Below are 12,498 nucleotides of genomic sequence, written 5' to 3' on the forward strand. Positions count from 1 at the left end.
TTCGCGTTGGCTTAAGATTATAGCCTCAGGAGACCCATTCAACGTGATCAGTCCAGAAACACGAGCGAGCTTGATCCTGCGATTAAGCGACCCAGCCGACGACTTGGCGTGGGCCGAATTCTTGCAGGTCTACGAACCCATGCTATTTCGGCTCTCATCACGGTGGGGGCTGCAGGAGGCTGATGCTCGAGAAGTCGTCCAAGAAACCCTGCTGGCGGTTTCAAAATCGATCAGCAACTTCGCCAACGACCAACACGACGGTAGTTTCCGCCGATGGCTAGCCACGATCACTCGCAACAAACTGGCTGATCATCTAGCTCGGCGGTCACGTCAAGAATCCGGCAGCGGCGACACAGATGTTCATCGATGGCTGGACCAGCAAGCCAGCGATGCGTCGTCGGCCAGTATTTGGGATTGGAACGAAAAGCGACAAGTCTTTGCGTGGGCAGCCGAATCAGTACGTTCGCAAGTGAGCGATCCAACTTGGCAAGCGTTCTACCGCACCAACGTCCAGGGCGAGAGCGTCAAACTAGTGGCAGAAGAATTGGGCATGCGTGAAGGGATGATTTACGTTGCACGCAGCCGGGTGATGTCGCGGTTGCGCAAAGCCGTCCAGCTTTGGACCGATTCCTCTGACGAGGTGTTGTCATGAAATGTGATCCTGACGTCCTGCAAACACTTGTCGCGCAGAGCATTGATCCCTCTGAAGATGTCGAAGCGATCGCAAGCCATGTCGAAACCTGCGTTCGCTGCCAACAGACTTTGGTGGATTTGGGTGGCAAAGCACATTGGTGGGACGACGCAAAAGAATGGTTGCTCATCCCTACCGATAGCGTTGCCGCGTCGGCACAGTCGCATCCCCTGCCGCCGATCGACCTGAGTTTTCTGGAATCACCAACACACCCCGAAATGCTCGGTCGAATTGGCCGGTACGAAGTCGAATCAGTACTCGGCCGTGGCGGTATGGGAGTCGTGCTTCGTGCGCATGACAGTGATCTTCATCGCACCGTCGCGATCAAAGTTTTGGCTCCAGAGTGGGCGGCGTCGATCCCAGCAAGACAGCGATTCGCCCGCGAAGCTCAATCCGCCGCCAGCGTCGCACACGAAAACGTGATTCCGATTTACAACGTCGAAGCCGACGCAACGTTACCCTTTTTGGTGATGCGATACGTGCCTGGAATGACTTTGCAACGCTGGGTGACTTCCAACGGACCTCCCGATGTCGCGACGATTCTTCGGGTCGCTGGGCAATTGGCCGAAGGCTTGGCGGCGGCTCACCGGCGAGGGCTGGTGCATCGTGATATCAAGCCGGGCAATGTGATGGTGGGCGAAAATATCGACCGCATTTGGCTGACGGATTTTGGGCTCGCACGCGCAGCGGACTCCGTCACATTGACGCAAACGGGCATCATCGCCGGCACACCCAACTACATGAGCCCCGAACAGGCTCGCGGCGAAAACGTCGACCATCAAAGCGATCTGTTCAGTCTCGGCTGCCTATTTTACTTCCTATCAACGGGGCAACCGCCATTCGAATCCGACAACACGCTGGCCGTCTTGCACCGAATCGTATCGTGCGATGCCGCACCACTAACGACGCACCGCGATGATTTGCCGCCCGCATTCGTCCGATTGGTTCATCGACTGCTCAGTCGCCCAAAATCCAGACGACCAACGGATTGCAATGCAGTGATCGACGAACTCAAGACAGCACAAACGGAACTGGAAGCGGGTCGAACAGCGAGAGCCCCCATGTCAAAACGAACGCGCCGTTTTCTAGTGGCCGGCGGGCTCGTTGCCTGCTTTGGGTTGGTCGTTTCCATGTCGCAATGGCTGACGTCAACCCAAGCCAACAATTCGATGCAGCGACAAACCTACTTCAGCGATCGAGAATCGTTTACCTCGTCGCGCCCGACCGCGATTTCGATCGACCCTTACATCAGCCAAGCCGCCAATCAAATCGAAAATGCAGCTTGGATTGATTCTCGCCAATTGGAGAGCCGCATCGAAACAATCGACGTTTTGGTGGATCGTTTGCGAAGAGCGGATCCCACATATGGCACACCAAGTGCCAAATTGAGCGATCATGCTTGGAAAAACGAAGTCGATCGTTTGGAGAGACTCATCAAACAATCCAGACAGAGATAGTGCTATCGCGTCGCGGGACTACGTTGTCTCACACCCCGGTTCGCGAGGCCAAAGTGACGTTGGCAACTTCACCACTCAATGGATCGTGCCATCTCATCGCGATTCAAGTCCCACTCTTCACCCATTTCATTTCAGGAAATACTCATGAAATTCCTACTCGCCGTTTGCCTGTGTCTCGCCACTTCCAGCGTTTGGTCGCAAGCACCTCCGGCCGATGCCAAAAAGCCAATTGCCAACCCGTTTGATCAACCCATCGGCGACGGCGGTCTCGGTGGTGGAATGGATATGGGAATGGGAATGGGAATGGATATGGGTATGGATATGGGAATGGGCGGCGGCATGGGCATGGAGGTGAAGCCGTCGCCGGATCAACTTTTCCGGGCCAACCTGCCGCGTGCAATTCAGCAACTCAAGAAATCCAAAACGGCCGAAGAGCGAACGGCTTTGCAAAAGTACATTCGCCAAGCCTTCGATCAACGCTACGATCGCATGATGGAAGATCGGAAAAAGGACATCGCTCGACTTCGCAAAAGCCTGACTGAGCTGGAAAGCGACTTACAACGCCGCACTGCCGCCAAAGACCGCGTCGTGGGGCTCCAACTTCAAAGCGTTCAACTGGCCGCCGAAGGCTTGTTGGAGCTAAATGACTTGCAAGGTGTTGGGGGAAGGGGCGGGATGGACAGTATGGGAATGGAGATGGGATCCAACTAGCCTCCGCGTAGCCGCTTGCCATTCGTATCAGATAGTTTGTTTAAACTATCGCCATGGCCCCAACTGAACTGACGAATGATGGCGAACAACCTCCCGGCGACATCAGCCAGCTGCTAGGACGTGCAGCTGCCGGTGATGACGCAGCTGCGTCCAAGCTCTTACCGCTCGTTTATGAACAGCTTCGCGCGGTCGCGCAGCAGCGAATGGCATCGGAAAATCCTGGCCATACACTGCAAGCGACGGCATTGGTCCACGAAGCATTCTTGCGGCTCGCCGGTCCCCGTGAGCTTCCTTGGCAGAACCAAGCTCATTTCTACGGGGCCGCTGCCGAAGCCATGCGCCGTATCTTGGTCGATCACGCCCGTAGCAAAAATCGCGTTAAACGCGGAGGAAATGCGGAAAAGGTCATCTTGAACGTCGTCGATCTGGCGACGGCGGAAAACCCACAAGAAATTTTGGCGCTCGACGAAGCCTTCCGACGCTTAGAACAGCAAGAGCCCGAAACAGCCCAAGTCGTCAGCCTGCGATTCTTCGCAGGACTGAGCGTCGACGAAACCGCTAAAGCCCTCGACCTTTCTCCCAGAACCGTCGATCGACGCTGGAAATTCGCACGTGCTTGGCTGTTTCGTGAACTCAATGACGATTCGTAAGACGTGTATTCGTCAGCCGCTGGCGATAGCCACGGGCACTTATCGGAAAACCCCAACCAGGGCCTGACCAAGCAAGAGCGGAAAGGCCCGTGGCTAGCGCCAGCGGCTCAAAGACAGCATCATCCAGAGAGAACCCACCAAATGAACAAAAAAACTTTCAATCAGATTATCCTCAAGCACAGTCTCCTGTGGGGATGGGCGTTCATCACACCTCCCGTCGTCATGGTCGTGCTGGATGGTTTTGACAAACACACGCCAAACAACATTGCATTGTTCAGCACGTTCATGCTGATGATTCCCTTCCTCTTTTCCACCAAACTGATTACGTCAGCGTTAAGCCCGTTGGTCACCAACGACGAGGCAGAATGATGCGAGGCGCAAAAGCAATCTTTGAAGAAGTCTGTGACTTGGAAGAATCTCAGCAGCGATCTGCTCTGGACCGGTTGTGTGGTGACAATGCCAGCTTGCGCAACGAGGTCCAGTCACTGCTGGCAGCCCAACACGACGCGGGCGAATTTTTGAATCAGCCAACACTTGGTTCCGCGGACTCAGGACTTGCTCCAACTCTCGATACCGTCGATATCGCTGAAACGGCAGGCAGCCAAGTCGATCGATACAAGCTGCTAGAAAAGATTGGCGAAGGCGGTTTCGGTGTCGTCTACATGGCCCAGCAAGACGAGCCGATTCGCCGCCGAGTCGCGCTCAAAATCATCAAACTGGGAATGGACACCCAACAAGTTGTCGCCCGATTTGAGGCCGAACGGCAAGCGTTGGCCATGATGGACCATCCTAATATTGCTCGCGTGATCGACGGTGGCAGCACGGAAACGGGACGCCCCTACTTTGTGATGGAGTTGGTTCGCGGAGATTCGATCACGGCGTACTGCGATCAAAAACGACTCCCGCTACGAGAACGGCTTCAGCTTTTTCAACAAGTGTGTCGTGCGATCGAACACGCACATCAAAAAGGCATCATCCATCGCGATATCAAACCCAGCAATGTGCTGGTGACGATTTCGGACGACCAACCGCTGGTCAAAGTCATCGATTTTGGAATCGCCAAGGCGACCAACGCAAGCCTGACCGACAAGACGCTGTTCACTCAGTTTCGGCAGCTGATCGGCACGCCACTTTACATGAGTCCCGAGCAGGCCGAACGATCCGGCGTGGATATCGACACACGCACGGACATCTACTCGCTAGGTGTTTTGCTCTATGAAATGCTGACCGGCCGAACGCCGCTAGATCCACAGAAACTGAACTCAGCTGCGTTGGGCGAACTCCAACGTATGATCTCCGAAGACGAACCCTCCAAGCCTTCCGTGCTAGTCTCTTCCGCGATCGGTGATTTTGCACAAATCGCGCAGGCACGATCGGTTGATGCTTCGCGGCTAGGCAACTCTCTGAGCGGCGACCTGGACTGGATTGTCTTGAAAGCTCTCGAAAAAGACCGCTCGCGCCGTTACAGCGGTGCCAGTGTCTTCGCGGCCGACATCGATCGATATCTCAACGATGAAGCCGTCGAAGCGACTCCCCCTAGCCGCACGTACCAGCTGCGCAAATTTGCAAGAAGAAACCGTGGCATGTTGGCAACAGCAGCAACGCTTCTGGTCGCCTTGTTGTTGGGCTTGGTCGGCACCAGCGTCGCCGCGGCTTGGGCCATCAAAGAAAAACGTCTCGCGACCGAAGCTCGCCTGCTGGCTGAACAGAATGCGAACACTGCCGAGCGAAACGAAAAAAGTGCCCGCCGGGCGGCTTTGTTGGCCGGGGCGTCACCGATGTTGCCCGAAGCCGATGCACGAGCGTTGGCGGGAAGCTGGAAAGCCGAGATCGCTGAATTAAAAAAGCGTGTTGGAGTGGAGCACGTTGATGCAACCAAGCTCCAAACGCAGTACACGTCCTGGTTTGCGACGTGGCTCTCGCAGCACCAAAAATGGGATGAAGCCAAGTCACTCATCGACGAAGTCTATCCGTTGGCAAAACAAAACATTGGCCCGGACGATCCTGCGTTCATGTCTCTGTGCAACTTAAGATACAAAGTTGGATTGGCCACCAACGCGACCAAGAACCAGTCTGCTGACACCTTTACCGATCTATTCGCGTCGATGACAGCGATTCATGGCAAAGACAAAGCCGCCGTTTTGCTGCCAGAATACGCGGGCGCCCTCGCGTCGGCAGGGCGCAATGACGAAGCCTCCAGAGCCATTGCGAAATTCGTTGCTTATCGATCCAAGCAGTCGACACCATTAACAATACTGGAAAACACGCGAATTGATATCGCTATCGAGCAGTTAATCGATTGGGGGCAAACGCATCCTAAACTTATGCAACAACTCAAAAGGATTCGGGACGTCGGCATCACCACGGACCAAAACGCATCCGTCGATAATGACGATGAGCTAGCCAGTGATCTGAAAAAGCTCCAAGGTCGCTGGAAGGAGATCACAACGTCCAGCACGAAGCTCACGATGACACAAGAATTCGACGGGCAAACGAGCACGACTTTTTTCGTCGACCAGGACAGCAACATCGATCGAGGGCACAGCGCCCGATTCGCGTTGACTCGCAGCGGCAGCGTGAAAGTCCTGACCAGCTACATCGGGAAGTCTAAAAACAACGGAATGTCGTTTGTCTACCATCTCGACGGTGACACGCTCAGTATCGTTTCCAAAATGTTGAGCAATCACAACAGTCTACCAGTCGTCGAATTCCACCAATGGAAAAAGACGAAGTGACAGCGAAACTCAATGTATCGATGATGCCGACTAGCTCGCTCCTGCTCCTCCCTGTCAGCCGCTGGCGCTAGCCACGGGCACGGGCACGTATTCAGCGTCCCCAAGCCCCCCCTGCCGTTCCAGATCAGCTCTGAAGGCAGCGTAAAAACGCCTGCGTCACATCCCGATCAGGGCAATCCAACACAGAACATCAAAACCACGCTCTCTCTAAAGCGTGACAGGCTCGAACAACTCGTCGCTGGTCCCGTTGCTGTCTGCAAAGGAATCCATCTCAATGCCAACCTTGTTCAGCAACGTCAGATGTAAGTTGGCCATTGGCGTTCCCTTGTCGTATTGCTTGTGCATTCCACCACGCATGTTGCCGGCCGCTCCCCCGGCAACCAGGATCGGTAGATCGGTATGGTCGTGCGCATCGGGATCTCCCATGCCGCTGCCATACAAGTACAGCGAGTGATCCAGCAGCGATCCATTGCCTTCGTTCGTCGCGGCCATCTTCTCCAAAAATTCCGCGAAAAGCGAAACATGAAACTGATTGATCTTGGCAAGCTTTTTCAGTTTGTCGGGATTGTTACCGTGATGCGAAATCGGGTGATGCGGCTCAGTAACACCGATCTCAGGGTAGGTCCGCGTGCTGGCTTCGCGCGCCAACTGAAACGAAACCACTCGTGTGATATCGCCTTGAAACGCCAACAACTGCAAATCAAACATCAGTCGGGCATGGTCCGCGTACGCCGTTGGCACACCAACCGGTCGATCCAAATCGGGTAGCGGATTGTCCTGGACACTGGCTTCGGCGCGTTGAATGCGTCGCTCGACTTCGCGAATGCTTTGAAAGTAATCGTCAACTTTGTTTTGATCGCCTGCGCCGAGTTGCTTCTTAAAGCGTTTCATTTCCTCGGTCACGCTGTCTAGCAAACTGGCGCGACGCTGAAGAGCCGCACGGCGATCATCTGTCGAACCACCTTCGCCAAACAAGCTTTCAAACACAATTCGCGGATGCGCCTCGGCAGGAAGCGGCGTCGTTGGCGAAGACCATGACAAGTTGTTTTGGTAAACACACGCGTATCCGTTGTCACATTGGCCAGCGTTGTTCAGCAAATCCATCGCTAGCTCTAACGATGGCAGTTGCGTTTGTTGACCGATTTTCTTGGCGGCGATCTGGTCCACCGTGGTGCCCAAAAAGTAGTCGCTGCTCTCCGTACGTTTAGCGGTCGCTGCGCTCAAGAAAGCCGAATTCGATGTGGCGTGGGATCCAGGATAAGCATTCTTTAGCTCCAATCCAGAAACAACCGCGACCTGTTCTTTGACATTCTCAAGCGGCTGGAGAGTGAAGGGCAGTTCGTTCAAATCATCACCGGCGGGCATCCATTCTTTCGGGTTAAAACCCATGGGAGTGTAGATGTACCCGATTCGCCGCAACCGCGAAGGCGCGGCGGCGGTCGCAGCAATGGCGGTTCCTGCGGGTACCATTGCATCGAGCAGTGGCAACGCAAACGCGACTCCGGCCCCTCGCAAGAGAGTCCGACGAGAAAGCGACTTTCGATTGTTCATGGCGGAGTCTGGCATAGCGTCGATTGAACTAAGTGAAACGGGATACTCGCGTCGTCCTACAGTGCTAATCGTTTTCGGAACGGCGTGCTTTGAACGATGCCCAGGACAATTTGGCTGAACTGATAGTCTTTATCGGCAGCTTGGTTAACGATCTTGCGGATTGCCGGAGCATCAGTGGGTTCGATACCGCGTCCGAGTGCAAACGTCATCAGCTTTTCGGTCATCGTGCCAACAAACATTTCCGGACGTCTCATAATACCTGCTTCCAACGCCGCGACGCTATCGATTTTTTGCCCGTCAGGCAGTGCGCCCGACGAATCGATCGGAATTCCGTCGTCAAATGTTCGCCAGCGACCAACCGCATCATAGTTTTCCAACGCAAATCCGACCGGGTCCATCAAGTTGTGGCAGCTGGCACAGGCCGGATCCTCACGATGTTGAGCCAATCGCTGTCGCACGGTGACCTTTTGAAAAGCGACCTTTTCCTTCAAGCTAGGTACGTTGGGCGGCGGGGGTGGCGGAGGCGTACCGAGAATGTTTTCCAAAATCCAATTGCCGCGAATCGTGGGCGACGTCCGAGTCGCATAGGAAGTCACCGCCAAAATGCTTGCGTGCCGAAGAAGCCCGCCGCGATGGTAGTCATTCGCTGCCAGAGAAACCGGACGAAAATGGCTGCCTTTGACATGAGGAATCCCGTAGTGCTTGGCCAAACGCTCGTTCAGAAAAGTTTTTTGGCTCGTGATCAAATTCAAAACACTCTGGTCTTCTTGTACAACGTCTTGAAACAGCAACTCCGTTTCTTGCCGCATTGCCTTTCGCAAGTTGTCGTCAAAATCGACGAAGCGGCGCATGTCGGGCCGAAACGAATCCAAGTTTCGTAGGTACAACCACTGAGCGGCAAAATTGCCGACCAACGATCGCGACCGTGGGTCAGCGAGCATTCGTCTTACCTGTGACTGAAGCACGTCGCGATGGCCAAGCTTGCCTCGTTCGGCTAGCTGAAGCAGTTCTTGATCAGGAATCGAACTCCACAAAAAGAACGACAGACGCGACGCCAAAGCAAGATCCGAAATCGGATACACATCGCCAGGCTCCGCCGAGGCCGGATCCTTTTCGGCGCGGAACAAAAAGTGCGGATTGACCAGTACGGCCGAAAGAGCCGTCTCGATCGCGGGCTCAAACCCGTCGGACTCAAACCGCTGGGCAAAGAACCTCAGCGGCACTTCCAAGTCACCGTCGGTAATTGGCCTGCGATAGGCCAATCGCATCAGGCGGCTGAGAATTCGTCGCGCACACCTGTTTGCTTCTTCCGGGGACTCCGTCTCTGGCCGGCAAGTAAAGACACTGCGGCGACTGGGCGTGTCCCCAGGTCCTTCGGGATTGAATGGACCGACGATGGAGACTTCAAAAATTGCGGGCGACTTTCGCGGATGGCGATGACGGTTAAAACTGGCATCGAATGGCTGCCGTCGTGTTTCGCTGAGCGAAGCGGATTTGATGGGAAAGGTAACGCCGATCGCATGCTGGCCCGCCGTCACACGAAACCGCTTTTTTAAATTCGCATCGACCAAAGTGTCGTCTTTCGACCACCCCTTTTTTGTTTTGGGAGGCGACACCGAGAACCGATGCACCAATTCTCGATCAACCAGAACATCGATGTCGTGCGAACCGTTCAGACCTTCGATATTCTCGTCGCGGTCTCGCATCAGTCGCAGTTGAATTTCGTACTCTCCGGCGATTGGAAACGATCGACGGATCAAAGTGCCGCCACGAGTCCCCAACGGCAACCCTTGGACATGGTGTTCTTGAGTTCGGTCAGGCGGCAAGCGAATCGTAAAGCCACCGGGACTCAGTTGCTGCCCACCGACAGCGATTCGACTGATTCGCTCAGCAGCACCTAGATATCGGTTTAACAACAGCGGTGACAGTTCGCCGACGGTCACGTTATCAAAACCATGGCTCAATTCGTCGGCAGGCAACAGATCGTTGACGTTGACTTCGACATGAAGCAGATCACGAATCACGTTGCGGTACTCGGTGCGATTTAGTCGACGGATCGAATCGGTCCGTCCCGGCTGCGGGTTGGCGATCGCTTTCTGATCCAGCATCGTTTCCAGCTCCGACAGTGCGGCGACGTACTGGGCCTCCGTCGGCCGCGACGTTGCTTCGGCAGGCGGCATCTGCCTACCGCGAAGTCGCTTGGCGATGATCTCCCAGGCGGAAACATCCCAGTCGACAATGCGTTTCTGAACATCGGTACCAAAACCTTCCAGGTCCAACCCTGCTTCCGCTTCGGCGGAGTTGTGGCAATCAACGCAATAATTTTCCATCATTGACACAAACGACGAGAGCGAATGCTCCTGTGCGCTGACGGGTCGCCCCCCCAAAAAAACAAACAGCAGCAGACAAACGGCAAAGAGCGGTTTCATCGTTAGGATCGAACTTGTCATGGAATGAAAACGGCTGCCAAGGGTCGCGGGAAAACCAATAGTTTACCTCAATCCCAACGTCCACGATTGGCCAAACGGCATTGACTCGGACTGGATGGACGGGAAGCCGGTCGCGACAATCGCACAGTGCGATCACAGCACCTAGAATGCTAATAGCCTATCGTCACCCCAAAACCGTCCTCCAAAAAGCGGCCAAACCCAATGCCTATCACCAAAATCCTCTTGTCCCTCTCGATTTTTGCATCGGCTCTGATGCAAGGTGAAGTCGCGTCGGCCGAAGTCTTCGAATTGCGAACTTACACGACCAACGAAGGAAAACTGGATGACTTGAACGCGAGATTCCGCGATCACACCGTCAAACTTTTTGAGAAACACGGAATTCGTTCACTCGGTTATTGGGTACCGACTGACGAGAAAAAGTCCCGCAACACGCTGATCTACATCATTGCCCACAAAGATCGTGCGGCAGCCAAGGCGTCCTGGAAAGCCTTTCTAAGTGATCCCGATTGGAAAGCCGCCCACGAGGCCTCCGAAGCCAACGGGCCTATTTTGGCCAAAGCTCCCGAATCGGTTTACATGAACGCGACCGATTACTCAAAGGGGGTTTCGAAGGGCGAATCCGATGACGATGCCGTCTACGAACTGAGGATCTACAAGACGGCCGAAGGCAAACTCGTGCCTTTGGATGCTCGCTTTCGCGACCATACGATCAAGTTGTTCGACCAGCATGGCATCCAGTCCGTTGGCTACTGGCACCCAGCTGATCAACCCGCAGCCAGCAGCACCCTGATCTACTTGGTCCGGCACAAAACTCGTGACGGTGCTAAAGTCGCTTGGCAGTCATTTTCCAAAGATCCCAATTGGCAAAACGTCGCGAAGGAGTCGCAGAAGAATCATGGCAGGTTGCTAAGCGAGCGGCCCACGTCGATCTACATGGTGCCAACGAACTATTCAGCGATGCAATAAGCATAGACCTCTTCGATAGCTGCAATGCGTGACGGATCGGCAAACTCCGTCTCGCATTTGCAACAAATTTGCAGGCAAGCCAACCTGGCTTGTGAATTGGTGCTCGCAAATTTCAGCAAGGCAAACAATGTTTAAGCGAAAACGATGGATCATTCTGCTGCTGGCCGTGCCGCTGTTGGCGTGGATCGCATTCATCAATTTCCCAGGTCGGCAGCACCCGTATTCGCCCTCGATTGATGAAGCGTCTGATGACGTATCCGCGAATCAAACTGAGCAAGCGGACGAACCTGGCACAATCGACCAAGTGCTTAAAGAGCCTGCGAGCACGCTACCGTTTAACATCAGCTTGGTCTATTCGCCCAGCTACCTGATCAATGTCGGTGGCCTTGAACGCATGCACCCCTTCGACATCAAAAAGTATCAAAGGATCTGCGACGCGTTAGTAAAAGACGGAGTTTGTGAACACAAGGATTTCTTGTCTCCGGAACCGCTTACCAATGACGACCTCTTGCTGGTGCATACTCCAAAGTATTTACAGTCACTGGCGTCGCGGACAAAAGTAGCCGGCTACTTGGAAGCTCCGATCTTGATGCTCGCGCCCGTGTCGTTGGACACGGCAATCTTGCAACCGTTTCGCCATGCAAGCGGCGGAACGTTATTGGCCTCGCGAGCCGCCATCCGATCGGGAATTGGGATCAATTTGGGCGGCGGCTATCACCACGCCAAACCGCATACAGGTGAGGGATTTTGTTTGTTCGCCGATGTTCCGATCGCTATTCGCCGTCTGCAAGCCGAAAAACTGATTCAACGAGCCGTCGTGGTCGATGTGGATGTGCATCAAGGCAACGGAACGATTCTATGTTTGCCCGACGACGACACGACGTTTACGTTTTCAATGCATCAACGTGGCATTTACCCGTTGCCAAAGGAAAAAGGCGACCTGGATATCGAACTGCCAAGCGGAATGAACGACGATGAGTACTTGAGAGAACTATCCGCACAGTTGCCTGCGGTTTTAGACCAGTCACAAGCCGACATCTGCTTTGTCGTCGGCGGCTGCGACACACTGGACGGTGATCCCTTGGCGTCGCTTCGAATGACACACCAAGGGATTGTTCGTCGCGACCAAATGATCATCGACGAATGCATCAAACGAAACATCGCCGTTGTCTTCACGCTTTCGGGCGGCTACAGCAAGGATGCTTGGAAAGCTCAATACGAAAGCGTCAAAAACTTAATCAATCGACAGACGCTAGCCGCGCCCTGAATCTGAAACAGACGCGTCCG

General features: G+C 54.4%; 10 protein-coding genes. 8 read left to right on the top strand and 2 right to left on the bottom strand.

Annotated elements, in window-relative coordinates:
- Positions 1 to 43 precede the first annotated feature (43 nt).
- The 6 genes from K239x_RS27560 to K239x_RS27585 all read left to right on the top strand — a co-directional run bounded on the left by K239x_RS27560 (position 44) and on the right by K239x_RS27585 (position 6,244).
- Positions 44 to 652 carry an RNA polymerase sigma factor gene (locus tag K239x_RS27560; protein WP_419189464.1) on the top strand — a complete coding sequence of 203 codons (609 nt, stop codon included), beginning with the start codon at positions 44 to 46 and terminating at the stop codon, positions 650 to 652.
- Entirely contained in the window at positions 649 to 2,148 is a 1,500-nt protein-coding gene (locus K239x_RS27565) for a serine/threonine-protein kinase (RefSeq protein ID WP_145421652.1), read from the top strand. Before K239x_RS27560 ends, K239x_RS27565 begins: the two co-directional genes overlap by 4 nt.
- A 144-nt stretch (positions 2,149 to 2,292) precedes the next feature.
- Positions 2,293 to 2,859 carry a hypothetical protein gene (locus tag K239x_RS27570; RefSeq protein ID WP_145421654.1) on the top strand — a complete coding sequence of 189 codons (567 nt, stop codon included), beginning with the start codon at positions 2,293 to 2,295 and terminating at the stop codon, positions 2,857 to 2,859.
- A 53-nt stretch (positions 2,860 to 2,912) separates the two neighbouring features.
- Positions 2,913 to 3,509, top strand: coding sequence for a sigma-70 family RNA polymerase sigma factor (locus K239x_RS27575; protein ID WP_145421656.1), 597 nt, complete (start codon positions 2,913 to 2,915; stop codon positions 3,507 to 3,509).
- Positions 3,510 to 3,650: 141 nt separating this feature from the next.
- Positions 3,651 to 3,878 (top strand): hypothetical protein, encoded by a 228-nt coding sequence (locus tag K239x_RS27580; RefSeq protein WP_145421658.1) that lies wholly within the window; start codon positions 3,651 to 3,653, stop codon positions 3,876 to 3,878.
- Entirely contained in the window at positions 3,875 to 6,244 is a 2,370-nt protein-coding gene (locus K239x_RS27585; protein WP_145421660.1) for a serine/threonine protein kinase, read from the top strand. The genes K239x_RS27580 and K239x_RS27585 overlap by 4 nt, the downstream gene beginning before the upstream one ends.
- A 207-nt stretch (positions 6,245 to 6,451) precedes the next feature.
- Here K239x_RS27585 and K239x_RS27590 read toward each other — a convergent pair whose 3' ends face one another.
- Both K239x_RS27590 and K239x_RS27595 read right to left on the bottom strand, forming a co-directional pair.
- Positions 6,452 to 7,795: a DUF1552 domain-containing protein gene (locus K239x_RS27590; protein WP_145422623.1), complete on the bottom strand. Its 1,344-nt coding sequence runs from the start codon at positions 7,793 to 7,795 to the stop codon at positions 6,452 to 6,454.
- 56 nt (positions 7,796 to 7,851) lie between these two features.
- Positions 7,852 to 10,245 (bottom strand): DUF1592 domain-containing protein, encoded by a 2,394-nt coding sequence (locus K239x_RS27595; RefSeq protein WP_145421662.1) that lies wholly within the window; start codon positions 10,243 to 10,245, stop codon positions 7,852 to 7,854.
- A 201-nt stretch (positions 10,246 to 10,446) separates the two neighbouring features.
- Here K239x_RS27595 and K239x_RS27600 point away from each other — a divergent pair, with 201 nt between their 5' ends.
- Positions 10,447 to 11,211 (top strand): NIPSNAP family protein, encoded by a 765-nt coding sequence (locus K239x_RS27600; protein ID WP_145421664.1) that lies wholly within the window; start codon positions 10,447 to 10,449, stop codon positions 11,209 to 11,211.
- 127 nt (positions 11,212 to 11,338) lie between these two features.
- Positions 11,339 to 12,478, top strand: a complete 1,140-nt coding sequence (locus K239x_RS27605; protein ID WP_145421667.1) for a histone deacetylase family protein — start codon at positions 11,339 to 11,341, stop codon at positions 12,476 to 12,478.
- Positions 12,479 to 12,498: the final 20 nt, after the last annotated feature.

The organism is Stieleria marina (assembly GCA_007741555.1).
Lineage (GTDB): Bacteria > Planctomycetota > Planctomycetia > Pirellulales > Pirellulaceae > K23-9.